General features: G+C 64.7%; 13 protein-coding genes and 1 pseudogene. 8 read left to right on the forward strand and 6 right to left on the reverse strand.

All coding sequences use genetic code 11. From position 1 onward, the window contains the following. Positions 1 to 11: 11 nt before the first annotated feature. Positions 12 to 1,991 (reverse strand): hypothetical protein, encoded by a 1,980-nt coding sequence (locus tag MMSR116_RS04380; RefSeq protein WP_010685029.1) that lies wholly within the window; start codon positions 1,989 to 1,991, stop codon positions 12 to 14. 366 nt (positions 1,992 to 2,357) lie between these two features. Here MMSR116_RS04380 and MMSR116_RS04385 point away from each other — a divergent pair, with 366 nt between their 5' ends. From MMSR116_RS04385 to MMSR116_RS04415, 7 genes are all read left to right on the forward strand, one after another. Beyond that, positions 2,358 to 3,086, forward strand: a complete 729-nt coding sequence (locus tag MMSR116_RS04385; RefSeq protein WP_244625674.1) for a glycosyltransferase family 2 protein — start codon at positions 2,358 to 2,360, stop codon at positions 3,084 to 3,086. Then, positions 3,083 to 3,691 carry a hypothetical protein gene (locus MMSR116_RS04390; RefSeq protein ID WP_010685031.1) on the forward strand — a complete coding sequence of 203 codons (609 nt, stop codon included), beginning with the start codon at positions 3,083 to 3,085 and terminating at the stop codon, positions 3,689 to 3,691. Before MMSR116_RS04385 ends, MMSR116_RS04390 begins: the two co-directional genes overlap by 4 nt. Beyond that, positions 3,688 to 4,314, forward strand: a complete 627-nt coding sequence (locus MMSR116_RS04395) for an HAD family hydrolase (protein ID WP_010685032.1) — start codon at positions 3,688 to 3,690, stop codon at positions 4,312 to 4,314. Before MMSR116_RS04390 ends, MMSR116_RS04395 begins: the two co-directional genes overlap by 4 nt. Then, entirely contained in the window at positions 4,311 to 5,042 is a 732-nt protein-coding gene (locus tag MMSR116_RS04400; RefSeq protein ID WP_010685033.1) for a glycosyltransferase family 2 protein, read from the forward strand. The genes MMSR116_RS04395 and MMSR116_RS04400 overlap by 4 nt, the downstream gene beginning before the upstream one ends. Then, positions 5,039 to 5,359 (forward strand): cupin domain-containing protein, encoded by a 321-nt coding sequence (locus tag MMSR116_RS04405; protein WP_010685034.1) that lies wholly within the window; start codon positions 5,039 to 5,041, stop codon positions 5,357 to 5,359. Before MMSR116_RS04400 ends, MMSR116_RS04405 begins: the two co-directional genes overlap by 4 nt. A 562-nt stretch (positions 5,360 to 5,921) precedes the next feature. After that, positions 5,922 to 7,166 (forward strand): hypothetical protein, encoded by a 1,245-nt coding sequence (locus MMSR116_RS04410; protein WP_010685035.1) that lies wholly within the window; start codon positions 5,922 to 5,924, stop codon positions 7,164 to 7,166. 12 nt (positions 7,167 to 7,178) lie between these two features. Then, entirely contained in the window at positions 7,179 to 8,825 is a 1,647-nt protein-coding gene (locus tag MMSR116_RS04415; protein WP_010685036.1) for a GDSL-type esterase/lipase family protein, read from the forward strand. A gap of 627 nt (positions 8,826 to 9,452) precedes the next feature. Here the strand turns inward: MMSR116_RS04415 and MMSR116_RS04420 are convergent. Next, a complete protein-coding gene (locus MMSR116_RS04420) occupies positions 9,453 to 9,674 on the reverse strand; it encodes a hypothetical protein (RefSeq protein WP_348529338.1) in 222 nt (73 codons plus the stop codon). A 369-nt stretch (positions 9,675 to 10,043) separates the two neighbouring features. On the opposite strand from MMSR116_RS04420, the gene MMSR116_RS04425 reads away from it, so the two are divergent. After that, a protein-coding gene (locus MMSR116_RS04425; protein ID WP_106428284.1) for an IS5 family transposase occupies positions 10,044 to 10,798 on the forward strand; the annotation gives its coding sequence in 2 pieces (ribosomal slippage) (positions 10,044 to 10,368 and positions 10,368 to 10,798; 756 coding nt in all). 12 nt (positions 10,799 to 10,810) lie between these two features. Here MMSR116_RS04425 and MMSR116_RS04430 read toward each other — a convergent pair. The 4 genes and pseudogenes from MMSR116_RS04430 to MMSR116_RS04445 form a co-directional block, all read right to left on the reverse strand. Further along, positions 10,811 to 11,895, reverse strand: a pseudogene (locus MMSR116_RS04430) (IS630 family transposase). 314 nt (positions 11,896 to 12,209) lie between these two features. Continuing rightward, entirely contained in the window at positions 12,210 to 13,262 is a 1,053-nt protein-coding gene (locus MMSR116_RS04435; protein WP_010685038.1) for a hypothetical protein, read from the reverse strand. Between the two features lie 220 nt (positions 13,263 to 13,482). Next, the gene (locus MMSR116_RS04440; RefSeq protein WP_244625597.1) at positions 13,483 to 15,711 is read right to left on the reverse strand and encodes a glycosyltransferase family 2 protein; all 2,229 of its coding nucleotides are present in this window, start codon (positions 15,709 to 15,711) and stop codon (positions 13,483 to 13,485) included. A 370-nt stretch (positions 15,712 to 16,081) separates the two neighbouring features. Continuing rightward, positions 16,082 to 16,498: a hypothetical protein gene (locus MMSR116_RS04445; RefSeq protein WP_010685040.1), complete on the reverse strand. Its 417-nt coding sequence runs from the start codon at positions 16,496 to 16,498 to the stop codon at positions 16,082 to 16,084. Positions 16,499 to 16,586 lie beyond the last annotated feature (88 nt).

The following is a 16,586-nucleotide window of genomic DNA, read 5'->3' on the forward strand; positions in this document are numbered from 1 at the left end:
GACGGCGGGGATCACAGGCGCTCCGTGAACGCCTCCTTGAGGGCGCCGTCGGCCATATGGGCCACATCGACCCGCAGTTCCGCCAGGACGGTGTCCCGGTTGACGGCGCCGCGGAACAGGTTCCAGCCGACGATCCGGCGCGACACCGTCCGGATATCGATGCCGGCCTCGAACATCAGGGATCGCAGCATCTGGTGCGGCTCCAGGCGCTTCCGGCGCAGGACGCTCTCAGGGTCCGCGCCGTCGAAGATCCGCCGCGTATAGGTCCCGATCCCGGCGATCTCCTCGGCGGCCAACCTGTCCGCCAGGATGAAGCGGTCTCCGACGCCCTCCACGACCTGCGCGTAGGCATCCTGGTCCACGACGGCCCAGTTCGACCGGCCTCGCATCTGCTGGAAGACGGAGGCGAGCGAGCCGGAGAGGTCGCACAGGTCCGGCCTGATGAACAGGACGTGGGTCGGCGCCGGGCGCGACCGGTCGACGGCTGCCAGGATCTGCGTCACCGCGCTGATCCGCGAGAGCATCCGCCCCTGATTCATCAGCATCGTGTTGCCGTCGACCGCGTCCGCGATGGTTCGGCCCAGCGCGCGCATGTAGCCGCCCTCGCTGTCGACGTCGAAAGTCGTCTCGCCGGGGAAGGAGCGGGCGATCCGGCCCTCATCGATCTCCGTGCTGATAGGCGCCTGGTCGAGGATCTTGCTCGCGACCCGCGGGCAATGCGGGCGGAGATCCGAGATCGTGCAGCAGCCCAGGCTTTTCAGGAGCGCCATGACCGGCGGCGACAGGAAGCCGCCGATCGTATCGATGTGGTCGTCGGGCAGGAACACCTTGCCGCCGGTCTCGCGCCAGGTGCAGACCGCGAAGGTCAGGTCGACCTCCGCGGCGTGGGCGGCGAAGTCGTTCAGGATCCAGTCGCGCACCCCCGGCAGGGTCGCCTCGGGAAACCGCATCTGCCCGAAGACGGCGACCAGCAGGCGGGGCTTCGCCGGAGCGTCCGGAGCCCGCGGCGACGCCGCGCGCGGCCGGCGCGCCAACCGGGTCCTGATCTCCGCCTTTTCAAGCTCGGCGTCGCGCCAGGCCCAGGCCAGGGCGGCGTAGGCGGGATCGACGCGGTCACCGTCCGGGCGCGCCTCCGGGGCGGCGGAGACAGGCTGCGGCGCCAGCCGGCCCTTGATGAACAGGGGGTGGAGGAGGGCGTTCGGGAGACCGCGGTGTGCGTCTTCCAAGGCCTTGGCCTGTGCCGCGAAGCCGAACGACACCAGGAAGAAATACGCGACCGCGAAGCCCTCGGCAGACGTCTTGAACCGCGCCTGCGCGACCACGTCTGCCAGAGCATCGAGATCGTTGAGCCGATTGAAGCGGTCGAACAATATGTAAAGGATCGAATATAAAATATTCGGATCGCCCTCGATTTCCATGTAATGCCGGACGATCGCCTTATCGAAGGGGCCGCCGTCCATCTTCTCCATCACCAATTTGATGAAGAGGACCCGCCAGATGTCGACCAGAATGCCGTCGTTCCGAATGGCGTCGAACGCAATCCTCTGAAACTGCTGCGGATCGAACCCGGCCGGGGATGTCTTGTGGATGTAGAACAGGCGCATGACGTTCAGGTCGTCGCGCCTTTCCATGTCCGGCGTCACGCGGGCGAGGAGGTGTTCGATCGCGCGCGCGTTGGTGTCGGGATACACGTTCACGCGGAACGTCAGCGCGATGAGGTTGGGATCACGCGGGAACACGCCGTACAGGAAGGCCAATCGCTGGAGTTCGCTCTGTGACGGCTGCGTTCCGGCGCGGCCGGCGAATTCGCGACACAGGGCCTGGGTGATCGTCTCGACGACGGGCGCGGGCAGGAGGGCCATGCCCTTGCGCACGGTGGCGTGTCCGACGGCGTGCCCCGTCCGGCCGGCATACGCGTAGATCGCCCGCGCGATCCGATCCGCCACGAGGCTTCGATCGGATCCCGTCCTCAAACCGATACGGTCGGTCATCGCATCCCGTCTCTGCACTTCGGTTCCGACAGCAGCGCCGGGCTCGCGCTCGCGCTAAGAAGCCCGCGTGCCGCCTCCATCGTCGAACGTGGCATTACCGCGGTGCCGGGCGCGTCCGCATCTCCCGTCCGGACCGGGGTGTCGATCCCGCCGTATATCCGATCCGCCGGTCAGGCGAGAGGGCGGCCGTCCCACCGGATCCGCGCCCAGGGCGTCCGGCGTCGCGTCGGCCATGACGTCGGGGATCGGGTAGCCGGGCGGGCGATCCGGTCACCTTGAGCCTCGCAGGCAGATCGCTTATGGCGTCCCGACCTCCCCGAACGCCCCGGACCCTGCCGGCCCATCATGCTCGATATCGTCATACCGATGGCTGGACGGGGGAGCCGGTTCGCGTCCGTCGGATATGCTCAGCCCAAGCCGCTGATCCCGATCCACGAGACCCCGATGATCAAGGTGGTCATCGACAACCTGCGCCCGACGCGCCCGCACCGCTTCATCTTCATCTGCCAGCGCGAGCATGTCGAAGCCTACGGCCTGGATCGGAAGCTCGCCGACTGGGCGCCGAACGCCGAGCTCGTCGCGATCGACGGCGTCACTGAGGGTGCGGCCTGCACCGTGCTCCTCGCCGAGCGGCATCTCTCCGGCAACCCGCTGATGATCGCCAACAGCGATCAGTTCATCGACTGCGCGATCGATGCGTATCTGAGCCGGACCGACGACCCCGCGGTCGACGGCCTGATCATGACCATGACGGCGCACGATCCGAAATGGTCGTTCGTCGGCCTGGACGAGACCGGTCGGGTGACGCGGGTCGTCGAGAAGCAGCCTATCTCCGACGAGGCCACCGTGGGGATCTACAACTTCCGGCGCGGCGACGACTTCGTCCAGGCGGCCAAGCGCATGATCGCAGCCGAGAAGCGCGTCAACGGCGAGTTCTACGTCGCGCCCGTCTACGAGGAGCTGATCGAGGCCGGCGCCCACATCGCCTACATGAATATCGGCCGGGAGGCCGACGGGATGTACGGGCTGGGCACGCCGGCAGACCTGGACCTGTTCCTGAGCCTGCCGATCTCGCGGGACGCCGCGGCCGCATGAGGATCATCAGCCATCGCGGCTGGTGGCATCAGCCGGACGAGAAGAACACCGTCCCGGCCTTCGAGCGCACGATCGCCGCCGGCTACGGCACCGAGACCGATGTCCGGGACAGCGCAGGCCGGCTGGTGGTCGCGCACGATCCCCCGGAGGCTGAGGCGCTGCCCTGGGAGGCCCTACTCGACCTGTTCTCTGGGACCGGGCTACCGCTCGCCGTCAACGTCAAGGCCGACGGGCTCGGGCCGGCGCTCGCACGCGCGTTCGAGGGACGCGGGATCTCTTGGTTCGCCTTCGACATGTCCGGCCCGGAGACGGTCTGGTACGCGAACGCCGGCCTGCCGTTCTACACCCGCCACAGCGACGTCGAGCCCGAGCCGATCCTGTACGGCGCGGCGCAGGGGGTGTGGCTCGACGCCTTCCGCGGCGACTGGTTCGACAGGTCGGTGATCGAGCGGCATCTGGCGGCCGGCAAGGCCGTCTGCGTCGTCTCGCCCGAGCTGCACGGGCGCGATCCGCGCCCCGTCTGGGACTGGCTCCTGGCGATGCCCGGCGACATCACCCTGTGCACCGATTTCCCGGATCGGGCCCACCGCATGATCAGCCCATGATCAAGGCCGTCATCTTCGACATGGACGGCGTCCTGATCGACGCCAAGGACTGGCACTACGAGGCGCTGAACCGCGCGCTCGGCCTGTTCGGCATGGAAATCAGCCGGACCGACCACCTGACGACGTTCGACGGCCTGCCGACCCGGCGCAAGCTCGAGTTGCTGACGGCCACCGAGAACCTGCCGGGCGGCCTCCACGGTTTCCTGAACCGGCTGAAGCAGTCCTACACGCTGGAGATCGTCAGCACCCGGTGCCGGCCGACCTTCGCCCACGAATTCGCCCTGGCCCGCCTCAAGGCGCGCGGCGTCAAGCTCGCGGTGGCGTCGAATTCCGTCCGGGACTCGGTCACGATGATGATGGAGCGCGCCAACCTCACGCCGCACCTCGACCTGATGCTGTCGAATGAGGACGTGACCCGGGCCAAGCCCGATCCGGAGATCTACCGGATCGCCATGGAGCGCCTCGGCGTCGCGCCAGAGGAGACCCTGATCCTCGAGGACAACGAGCACGGCATCAAGGCGGCCCGGCAATCGGGGGCGCACCTGCTCGTCGTCCAGACGCCAGCCGACGTCACGCTGGCGAACGTGGACCGGCGGATCGCCGAGATCGAGGCGGCGCCATGAACATCCTCATCCTGGCCGCCGGCGCCAGTGCGCAGACCGAGGACGACCCCTATCCGGTCTGGCTCTCCGAGGTCGACGGACAGCTCATGCTGGAGCGGCAGATGACGGCGCTCGCGCCGCTCGATCCCAACCGCTACATCGTCTGCGTGCGCGCCAGCGACAACGCGCGGCACCATGTCCGGGACATCGTCCGCCTGATCTCGCCAAAGGCCGACACCGTCGAGATCAAGCGCCCGACCGCAGGAGCGGCCTGCACCGCCCTGATGGCGATCGATCGGATCCAGGCCGACGAGGAGCTGATCATCCTGAACGCGACGGACCAGATCAGCGTCGACTTCGCCGAGATCGTGGAACGGTTTCGCGCCAGCGGCGCCGACGGCGGGGTGCTCACCTTCGACTCCCTCCACCCGCGCTACTCCTTCGTGCGCATCGACGCCGAGGGGCGGGTGATCGAGGTCGCGGAGAAGCGGCCGATCAGCCGGAAGGCCAATGCCGGCTTCTACTGGCTGCGCCGGGCGGGTGACTTCTTCGACGCCCTGCAGACGATGGTGCTGAAGGATGCCCACGTGAACGGCCTGTTCTACGTGGCGCCGGCGCTGAACGAACTGATCCTCCGGCAGAAGGTCATCCGGACGATCGGGCTCTCGAAGGATGCCTACAGGCCGATCAAGTCCCCGCGGCAGCTCAGCAACTACGAACACCTCACCGAAGGCGGATCCGCGACATGAAGCATCACCGTCTCGACGACATGAAGGGCGGCTGGTTCCTCGGCGATTTCGCTCCCTGCGCGGCGCGCAGTTCAGACGCCGAGGTGGGCGTGAAGCGCTACGCGGCGGGCGCGCGCGAGGACAAACACTTCCACAAGATCGCCACCGAGCTGACGGTCATCGTGTCCGGCACGGTCCGGATGTTCGATCAGGTCTGGCAGGCCGGCGACATCATAACGGTGGAGCCGGGCGACGCGACGGCGTTCGAGGCCCTGACGGACGCGGTGACCGTGGTGGTGAAGACGCCGTCCGTCCCCTCCGACAAGTATCCGGCTTGAGCCGCTGAGCCGGTCCCGCTCACGGGGCGCGATCGTACCCGGCGGCAAGCCGATCGGGTGATCCCACCCACCGCCTCATCCTGAGGTGCCTGTGTCAGCGGGCCTCGAAGGATGAGGGCGTGGGTTGGAGAGCTGATACCGTTTCCGGTTGATCAGATCGGTTCCGCCGTCATTGCGAGCGGAGCGAAGCAATCCAGCCGGCACCAGGTTCCCTGGGGTATCGCAGCCCTGGATTGCTTCGCTACGCTCGCAATGACGGAGCGGGCTGCACCGACCGAAGCGTTCAACCGGAGACGGTATGACTAAGGCTCCGCGGTCCGTGTCGTGAACCCTGTGCTCTGTGCACCGTTCGGCAGCCAGGGATCGTCTGATATCGCTTCCGGTTAATCAGCCCGGTGCCGTCTTTACGAGCGCAGCGGGTTGCACAGACCGAAGAATTCAACCTGAAATTGTCTGACGTCTCGCAGGCCAAGTCACGGCTGCGGCGCGGTCGTCCGCCGCAACCTTGCCGAAGATGCGAAAGTCGGTGACAAGCCCTCAGCCGATCACCAGGAGGACCCCGTTGGCCAGGGAGGACGAGGCGCCCGAGGCATTGTGCGTCAACGCGTACGACACGCATCGCGCCGAGGTGCGGATGGGGCAGCGCCGCCGCCTGCGCGGACGCCACAAGACGCTGGTCAGCTTCGCCACGAAGTACCACTACGTCGAGAGCCAGCGCCGTCTCGCAGCCGCCGCGGCGGCCACGGGTGACTTCGACACGGTCGAGAATTGGTCGCCCGACCGGCTGCGCCAGACGGCGTTCTACCGCGAGCACCGGGACATCCTCGACCGCGCGCGCGGGGCGGGGAACTGGGCCTGGAAGCCCTACATCATCGCCGACGCGCTGGAGAAGCGCCGGGACGGCGACTTCATCGTCTTCAGCGACACGGGGATGCAGGCGGTGGGCGAGGATCCGCTCCCGCCGGTGGCGCCGCTCCTGACGTGGCTCGCCGGGTCCGAGCGCCGGGTCGCGGGCGGCGTGCTGCACGGGAAGCCGCAGCGGCTCTGGACCAAGCGCGACTGCTTCGTGCTCATGGAGTGCGACTCGGAGCGCTACTGGGACGCCGATCAGATCCAGGCCTCCTGGATCGCCTTCATGGTGAGCCCGGCGACCCGCACCCTCGTCGCCGAGTGGCTGCGCTACGCGTGCGACGCCAGAGTCGTCACCGACATCCCCAACCAGCTCGGCCTGCCGGATTTCGACGGCTTCATCGATCATCGCTTCGACCAGAGCATCCTGTCGAACCTGATCTACAAGCTCGACCTCGAGATCCCGGCTTTGCGCGAGCCGTCGAAGCGGATCCGGACGCTGATCGACGAGTTCGAGCGGGCCGCGCTGGTCTGGGCGCGCCCGTCGGAGAACATCGCGCTGGGCAAGACCTGGACGGCGAGCTCGGCCTCGCCCTGGTCCGGCACCACGGGGGTCTACGGCCAGCGCACCACCGGGGACCCGTCGTTCTTCTTCCACACGGGCCTCGACCGGAACCCCTGGTTCGTCCTCGACCTCGGCGCGGTCGCGCGCGTCTCGGAGATCCGGATCTACAACCGGTGGGGCCAGCCCAGCGAGCGGGCACAGCTGATGCGGGTCTGGCTGGGCGAGACCGAGGACGCTTACCGCCTCGTCTTCGATGCCGTGGACGCACACTGCCATCCCGGCCTGCCCCTCCACCTGCGGTTCGACAATGCCCGGTTCCGTTACCTGAAGGTCGATCTCGACGAGGAGCAGCATCTGCACCTCGACGGGATCGAGATCTTCGCCGCGCGCTGAGGCAGCCCGACGATGCCGGAGGCGGACAAACCGCTGTTCCCGTTCGGGCCGATCCTGTTCTTCGGCGATTCGGTGACGGCGGGGCTGACCGCCGAGACGCCGGACCTGTTCTCCGGGCCGCAGACGGTGCCCCGGGGCATCGCCGGGCAGTCGACCCGCGACATGGCGCGGCGCCTGCGCTCCGACATCGCCGCCTACGGCGCGAAGGGCCTGCACCTGATCGCCGGCCGCGACGACATCCTCACGCAAGGTCGCTCGCTCACGTGCGAGGCCATCGTCGCCGACATCGCCGCCATGCTGCGGGACGCGCGCGACCTCTACGTGCGCGCCTGGGTCGGCTCGATCCCGCCGGTGGATCCGGCCGCCTCCGGTGCGGCCGGATTGCCGTTCGCCCTCATCAGGCAGGTGAATGCGTGGCTGCGCGACCATGCGCAGGATTACGGCGCGGACTTCATCGACTACGACGCCGTGCTCGCCATCGGGACGGGGGCGCTCAGGCCCGGTCTGACCGCCGACGGGGTGCGCCTCAATGGGGTGGGCTACGCGGCGCTCCGCGAGGCGATGATGGCGGCCCTGACGGCCCCGGGGGTCGATCAGCTCTGGCCGCCGGAGGAGACCGAGGATGCCGCGCGGCGGCGCAAGTTCCTGCACCATTTCGGCTATCTCGACTCGAACACGCGCTATCCGAGCCCGTTCATCCAGTTCGCCGGAAAGCCCGGGGCGAGCCATTACGGGGTGCCGTTCGACGCGAACGGCTTCCTGAACGCGGCCCCGATCACCGAGGCCAAGCCGTCCGGGGAGACCCGGATCCTCGTGGTGGGCGACTCGACCACCATCGACGGCGGCGACATCGCCAAAACCCTCCCGGGCCGCATCGAGCGGATCCTGCGGGCGGATGGGCTCGCCGGCGCGAAGGTCTACAATTTCGGGGTGATGTCGAGCTCCCTCACGCAGATGACGCACCTGATCTGGTCGCGGCTCGTGACCTGCGCCCCCGACGCCATCGTGGTGCTCAGCGGCAGCACCGACTTGTTCCAGCCCTGGACCTACGATCCCCGGCCGGGCCACCCTTACAACGCCTTCATCACCGAGCGGCTCTACGACCACTTCTTCGACACGCACGATCCCCGGGCGCGCGAGGACGGCCTGTCCTACGAGGCGCTGGTCACGCTGATCTACAAGGAGTTGAAGCGGCTGCGCGCCGAGGTGGGCTGGCAGAGCCCGGGATGGGAGGATGCCATCGTCCACCACTACCAGCTGGCCGCCCACCGCCTGACCAAGCTGTCCCACGATCACGGAGTGCCGATCGTGAGCGTCCTGCAGCCGACGGTGCTGCGCAAGCGACACCTCACAGAGGTGGAGCGCGGCGTCGCCTCGGGAGCGTTCCTGGCCTACCTGGACCGCCAGTACGCCAAGCTGGAGGCGTTCACGGCCGCGCTCGCGGCGCGGCGCCCGTATCGGCGCACCTTCACAGCCCTGGACCTCAGCGGGATCTTTCAGGATCGGGAGGAGGGGACCTTCTACGACATCGTCCACTACGACGATCCCGCCCGCGAGATCGTCGCGGCGCGGTTGGCGGGTGAGATCCGCGGCGCCCTGGCGCGGGGCCGGGCTCAGCCGTTGCTCGCACGCATGCGCGACGCGATGCGGGGCGGGTAGAGCAAGGCCCAACCGCCGAGATCTGAGATCTGCATGGCCAAAACCGGCGCGAAGCCGCGGGTCGCCCTCGGTCCGGTGGTCTGGTAAGAGTCCGCGCGCCGTTTGCCAAAGGCTGTTTCCATGCGATCCTTCGTGTTCCTATGCCTTCTGCTTCTGACATCCGTGGAAGCCTCTGCGGCCTGCCGGTGCGCCTGTGTCAGAGGTACGATGCGGGCGATCTGCGAACCGACCGACCTCGTTGAGCCGATCTGCCAGGGCATCTGTTCGGACGCAGTGCGCTCAGAAAACGTCGTACGGCCGCTTGCCGGTGGGCGACAGGCCATCGACCCGGTCCGGCCAATTGAGCTTGGAAAGCCGACCGTGACCTTTAATCCCTCGACTGGGCTTCCGGAAGATACGTCGAACTATGAGCTCGGCACCAACGGTTATCCTCTCGGAACTGCGGGCGTCACGACGGGCACAAGCCAACTCTCGACCGGTGCGTCGTTAGCAGGATCCGGACGATAAAAGCCCTTCACGGATATGGCTCTCGCTAAATCCCGCACATTCCGACCATCTCTGATGGCGCCGATCTCTTCTACCGCTACTTTGGCAGATTGTTTTCAGGGTGGCAGATTGAGATTGGCTTCACAGTGTCGGCATCACCGTGGTGGTGGCCGACCGAAGGCGTAGTGTGCATAAGCGAGTATGCAGTTGGCCTTTAGTGCCGCGCCGCCAAGTTACCGATCGGCCGCTCATGTCCGCCATGATTGTCTCCGTTGCGACCGAGACCTGATCCGGGACGTAACGCCCGCGCGGTCGCCCCCGCCCCGCGCCGGGGAAGATCATCGTCACGTCCGCCGCGTACACCTTGCTGCGTCCCGAGATACCGACGGCCCAGCGCAGGCCGCGCGCTCAGGGCCTGCCGGAACGGGGCGGACCCATATAATGGCGAAGGCATCGCTGGCTCCTTCACCGGTCAACGCCCCGACTACTATCCCGTCGCAACACCGCCGGGAACGGCTCAAATCGCGGCCACGACACGCTCGCGCAAATCAACAGACAAGGGCAGACGCCATCGGCTCTTCGCCTCGGAAAGCCTCACATCGAATCACAACCTCGTCCGCGCCAAAACCCTAGACGGTTCAATCCGGCCGGTGCCTACTCTAGGTCGCGAACCCATAACGGCTGGCACGGTTGAACCGCGGCGTCGTTAGCCCTCTGAGCAAGAGGGCTTTGATGGCGCGGTTTGATCTGACGGATGCGGAGTGGGCGGTGATCGAACCGCTGTTGCAGACGGACTTGCGCGGCAAGGAGCGCGTGGATGATCGGCGGGTGCTGAACGGGATCTCCTGGCGGCTGCGCACGGGCGCGCCCTGGGCCGACATCCCGGCGCGCTACGGCCCACATACAACCGGCGGCAACCGTTTTCGGCGCTGGCGCAAGCGTGGCATCTGGGATCGGCTTCTGGATGCGGTGCCAAAGGCTTACGACGGCGACCTGCAGATGATCGACGCCACCAGCGTGCGGGTTCACCAGCATGCCGCCTGCGCCCAAAAAATGTCGGCCGATCCGGAGGCATGGGTCGCTCGCGCGGCGGCCTGACGAGCAAGATCCACGCGCTGGTAGATGCCGAGGGCCGTCCGGTGGCGCTCAAGATCACCGCGGGTCAAGCGCACGATGGGCGCGCGGCGGCCGACATGCTGGGCGGTCTGGGCACGGGCCAGATCCTGCTGGGGGATCGAGCCTATGACAGCGACGCGCTTCGCACTCGGATGGCGGAGCAGGGCGCGTGGGCGAACGTGAAGCCGATGCCCAACCGCAAGCGAGTGCCGGCGTTCAGCCCGTTCCTGTACAAGTACCGCAACTTGGTCGAGCGCTTCTTTAGCAAGATCAAGCACTTCCGGGCCGTCGCCACCCGTTACGACAAGGATCCCGACAACTTCCTAGCCAGCGTCAAGCTCGCAGCCCTGCGGGTCTGGCTGCGAGTTTAATGAGTCCGCGACCTAGTGATCTAGGTTAGAAGTTCGTTGGCAGAAGCGTTTGACGCTGGCGAGGATGGCGTCGGCTGACTTGGTCCAGACGAACGGCTTCGGCTCGGCGTTGGTTTGGTCGATGTAGGCGTGGATGGCTGCTTCGAGATCGCCCGTGGTCTCGAACACGCCGCGTTGAAGCTGGCGTCGCGTCAGCAGCGGGAACCAGCCCTCGACGAGGTTGAGCCAAGAGGCCGAGGTCGGCGTGAAGTGCAGGTGCCAGCGCGGACGCTTCAGCAGCCAGCCGTGGATGAGCTTGGTCTTGTGCGTGGCCGCGTTGTCGAGAACCAGATGCACATCGAGATCCTTCGGCACGTCGGCCTCGACCTGACCGAGAAAGACGCGATGGAGCGATGACGCCGAGCGCAATGGCCGATGACGCGCCCGGCCTGTACGTCGAGCGCCGCGAACAGGTCGGTCGTACCAGCCCGTCTGTAGTCGTGGGTCTGGCGCTCGGACTAGCCGGGGCGCATTGGCATCACCGGTGCGGTGCCGGTCAGCGCCTGGATCTGCGGCTTCTCATCGACACACAGCACCACGGCGCGGTGCGGTGGGACCATGTAGAGGCCGACGATATCCCGGACCTTGTCGACAAAGGCCGGGTCGGTCGACAGTTTGAAGGCTTCGGTCTTGTGCGGTTGCAGCCCGAAGGCGCGCCAGATCCGCGAGACCATGGTCTGGCTCATCCCCACTTGCCGGGCCATGGCGCGCGTCGACCAGTGGGTGGCGTTCTCCGGCTGGCTCTCCAGGGTGCGCGTGATCATCTGCTCGATCTCGGTATCCGCGACCTGGCGCGGAGCACCGGACCGGGGCAGGTCGACGAGACCGTCGAGGCGCTGCGTTAGGAAGCGGGCACGTCAAGTCGTGACGCTCATGCGACTGACGCCGAGCGCGCGAGCGATTCCGCTGTTGGTCGAACCCGGCTCAGCACAGGCCAGCACGATGCGCGCACGCTGGGCCAGCGCTTGGCCGACATTGCGACGGCGCACCAGGCCTTGCAGCCACGTGCGCTCATCCCCGGTCAGATCAAGGTGGGCAGGCTTGGGACCACGGACCATCGTAACGACCTCCTCGTAGAAGGCCGCTACCTAGTGCTCGCGCGAGCAAGCTGTTAGAAAACTTCTAACTCAGACCACTAGATTGGCGTGTGCGATAGATCACCGCGTCGCAACTCGTCCTACTTAGATCATCTAAGCGCGGCGATATTTTCAACCGCGTTTGATTAGCAACGGGCAGAACCAAATCGCTCTTTATTTTGGATATGGGTCCAAACAGATTTAATCGTTGCTCATACTCGATAGGCCGCGACGATCAATAGAAAGCAACTCATCGGCGCCGCTCCGGCATACAACTCTCAAAAGAGGGGCTATCTTCAAATTATTTCACCCTTGACCAGCGGAGAACTTGGCAGCACATTCTCTCGCTTTATGGATAGACACGAGGCCGGATAATTAAGGAGCTGATCAACTTGTTCAGGCGACAACTTCCAGTCGCCTAGTGCTATATAGGACTTGTTATCATCGGTTACACGATAGACTTCGGTCCCGGCACTTCCCAATATATTCGCGAATTTTGAGGATATTGAGAGCTCAACGCCTTCGTAAGCTGAAATTGATCGAAACGCGTACCATCTGCCCAGATTTTCATTCATCAAAGCCAGCACATCGCAAAATGAACTGTAAGAGGAAACGATACAGTCAACTGAGGCGATCAATCGGACGTCGTCGATAAAGCTCGACGAATGGCTTTCATACGGCACCCCTTTTTCGCCAAGAAAGCTTTGAAATTTTTCTATGCAGGGATTTCTATTGTCTTCGTACACGACATGTATTTCACGATTCGGCAACGTCTCACAGATATGCTCAAATGCCGTGGTATAATAAGATAGCGGCGGCTGAGTGTAGATAGGATTTATATTAGTACTGAAGATGTCGCCGGATCTAAAGTGAAATGCGATCCGCTTTTTATTCCAATCTCGAGGCTTGGATTTTTTTTCTTGGAATAAGAGACGGAACAATCGTTCAGCGTCCAGTTTGACACGATTGCAGTTAAATGAGCAAATAAATTTTTCAAAACCTTGAAGGTAGAACATTGTTGCGCTTACTACGGGGGATTTTGGAGTTTCTTTGACCCCAAAACGCACCTCAATATCGTCCATCACTATGAATTCAGTTTTTACTTCGTCTAGATGGAAATTACAGCTAATCATTTTGACAGACAAGTGGCGAGCCACAACCAAGGCATTGAGCAACTGATGGACATTATTGCCGAAACGGCCATACTGCTCTTGCACATAAATCTTAATCGGATTATTTTCTAGATCAATATCTACATCAGAGATCTCACCTCCAGATTGACTAAAAGATGGCCAACACAGCCCATCTACCCAAACGCCCTTAGTATTCAAATATTCCGCTAATCTCATAATCAAGTCCCGTTAAGTGAGAATTTGATGCACTTAGAATAATTCTATAGTCGCCTTAGCTGGTCCTGTCTTGCGTACCCTGCCTAACGAATTTGATATACCATAAGCCTCAACTCATACGTGATGGCTGCATGCCCGACTCGAAGCTTGGTTGTCCTTAACGCTGCGATTACAATCTCATGCCTTCCAATCAGCCTCGCAAACGGCTGATCAGTAGATCTTATTTGACATTACCGACCTTAGTTCGATGAGTAAATATAACCGAAAGCCAAGGCACTACCTCGTGTTCAATTTCTACAGAGACTAGCACTTCGAGGTGGAGCGCGTAGGGCAAGTTGAAGCGAAATCCGCACCTTGCTTCTTCCATGGTGGTAGGCATATCGCCCAGCACTGCCGCGATCACATCCGGCCGATGGACCTCCACTGGGATGCGCTTGACCTCGCCATCGGCTTCCACGATCAGCGTCACCTTGGCGCGACTCGCCGACACTACCCAGCCGGCCAGCACCACCTGTCCGTCCTGAATTTCGGCCCAGACACGGTCCTGGGGAGCCTCTAGGTTCGCGCGGGCGAAAGAATCTGGTAACTCGCCGTCAAGTTCGGCCACGGTGCAGCCGACCTCGTACTTCTCGAAGCCGCGACCCTCGCCGAAGATGCGGGCGAATTGCTTCTGATACTGTGCGATTCGCACATTCTTAATATCCTCCGGCAAGCCCGACCACTGCCCCTTTTCTTGGACCGTGTAGACCGAGAGCAACTCCCGAAGAAACGCGATGCGACCCTTGTCGGCGACATAGAGGTTCATCAGCCAGTCGGCCGCTGATTCATTCTCGTAGTAGGCCTCCGGCACTCCACGCAGGGCCTCAGCACGGTAGAAGCAGCAGGAGAAATTCGCGGTAAGCGGCGAGTTGGCCAGAACCGGGAAACTGATCGTGCCGGTGGGATAGCGTCCTTGCTCGTCATGAGGAATGTAGGAGCCGGTCGCCGGGTAATGGAGCAACACCCAGTTAAAGCACATGTCGAGGCTACGGTCGTTGCGCAGCATCCGCATCTGCATAGCGATCTTGCGGTCCGACAGCCAATAATCATCTGCCTCGCAGAAAGCGATGTACCGGCCCGTGCAGGCGGAGAGGCAATCCTGCACGTTGCGCAGCATGCCGAAGTTCTGTGGTCGGGGTCGCACCATGATCCGATCCGGATCGCGGGTCCGATAGGATTCAACGATAGCGGCGGTGCCGTCGATGGACTTATCATCGCCGATCACGACTTGCAGTTGGAACAGCCCGCGCTGGCCCAGCACCGCGTCGAGGCAGCAGCCGATATCGGCAGCGTGGTTGTAGGCGGTGATGATAACACTGACGGTAAGCTGATCAATCAACCACGCGCGCAGGGCGTCCACTTCGCCAGAGAGATCCTCGGGCGCGTCGAGGCCCATGTCGTGAAGGGCAGCCCGGGCGATGTCGGGGTTGGCCTCGATCAGGAGGCCGAGGCTCGGCACGTCCTCCTCGTCGAGATAGGCCTCGGCCAGCCGACGGAAGATCGCCTTCTGCGACGCCTCGTAGCTCGCCGCGTATCGGCCGCCGAAATGGCCGCGCAGCTTGCGGAAGAACGCGATCTCGGAGTTGCCGAGCTTCTTATGGCGGGCAAGTTCGGTGGCGTAGGTCGCCCACATCCCGGCGGCGTGCTTGCGGTAGACCGCCATCACCTCCGGCAGGAAGCCGACGCGCCCGACCTCGGCGTGCATCAGGTGGACGTACCAGTCGCCGGGGGCGATGCCCTCGTCGAACACGAACGCCTCCTCGCCGTGGTAGCGCCAGCGGTAGAGCACGCTGTTGGTCTGGACGAAGTTGTGCGCCACGAGGTCGGACAGCGACGGCTGCGGGCCGCACTGCTTCGGGTACAGCTCGTCGACCCCCGGCATGTCCTCGTAGACGACGCGCACGCGGTGGAAGCAGAGGGTGAATTCCGGGCGCGCGCGCAGAAAATCGACCTGCCGCTGGAGCTTGTGCGGGTCCGTCCAGTAATCGTCGCCCTCGCAGATCGCCACGAACTCGCCGCGGGCGCGGGCCGTCAGGTCGGCGAAGTTCCTGTTCGGCCCGAGATTCTCGCTGCGCAGGACCGCCACGAGGTTGGGGTGGCGCGTGGCGTACTCGGCGATGATCTCGACGGTCCCGTCCGTGGAGCGATCGTCGCCGACCAGCAGCTCGAAGGGGAAGTCCGTGGCTTGGCCGAGGATGCTCTCCAGCGTCTGCCGGATGAAGGCCACCTGATTATAGCTGATGCACAGGACCGAGACGACCGGCCGGTTCCAGACCGGCGCGGCCCGAGTCTCGGCGCGCGCCCGGATCAAGGCCGCGAAGGGATTGACGAAGCTGCCGTCGAAGGTCTCGTCCGGCGGCGCGGTGAAGTCGGCCCGGGGCCGGCGCCCCAGCCGGGCGCCGTACTTCACGTAGTGCTCCAGGGGCGATAGGTCGGTCAGGCCGACATCGGGATAGCGCGTCGCGTAGCCGATATGGTCGAACAGGCCGCTCGCGTAGATCGTGGCGAAGTCGTCCTGCCACGGCTCGAGCGCGGGCGGAGCCGTGGTCGAGCCCGGCGCGCTCGCGCTTGCACCGTCCTGCATAGGTCTGATCCCTCGCACGTGTCCCTTCTGGCAGCTCCCTAGATCACGGGACGGGGAGGGTCAACGCGACCGATAGAGACGATCGCGAAGTCTATCAGCTTTGCTTCTAGCTTTATACTTGGCGTGATTGATCGCAGAGCGGACATAGACTTCCGGGATCGGTCACCCCGCCGCGCGCCCGCGCCGTCGACCGGCCTCACAGCGTCGAGGGAAGGCGCGCCTCCTCCGATCCGTGATTGTAGTAGTGCATCATCGGATCGGCTCCCGCATTGGCGACGTCGTCGTTGCACGCGAGGTAGAACTGGCGGTCGAACAGGCCGGAGGTCTCAAGCCACGCGAGCATCGTCTGCTCGGGCACGACCGGGGCGCGGTCCGGGGTGGCCTCGGCGGCCTCCCGGTAGAGGTGGGCGAACCGGGCGATCCGGGCCGCGACCTCCTTGGCGGCGGGACGGCGCACCGACGAGGCGACGACGCTCGACTGCTCGCCGGGACGCCGGCGCTGGAGATCCGCCTCGGCGAGGCGCACCAGCCGGGCCAGCTCGCCCTGCGCTTCCTTGAGCCGCGCCTGGGTCTCGGCAAGCTCCGCCCGCAGCGCCTCTACGTCCTCGCCCAAGGTCGGCTCCGTCTCAGTCGTGGGGCCCGACGGGTCTCGGGCACGCGGCCGCCGGCGGGATCGGCCGGAGGCCGGCGCGACGTGGCGC

The sequence above is a fragment of the Methylobacterium mesophilicum SR1.6/6 genome (assembly GCF_000364445.2).
Classification (GTDB): Bacteria; Pseudomonadota; Alphaproteobacteria; order Rhizobiales; family Beijerinckiaceae; genus Methylobacterium; species Methylobacterium mesophilicum_A.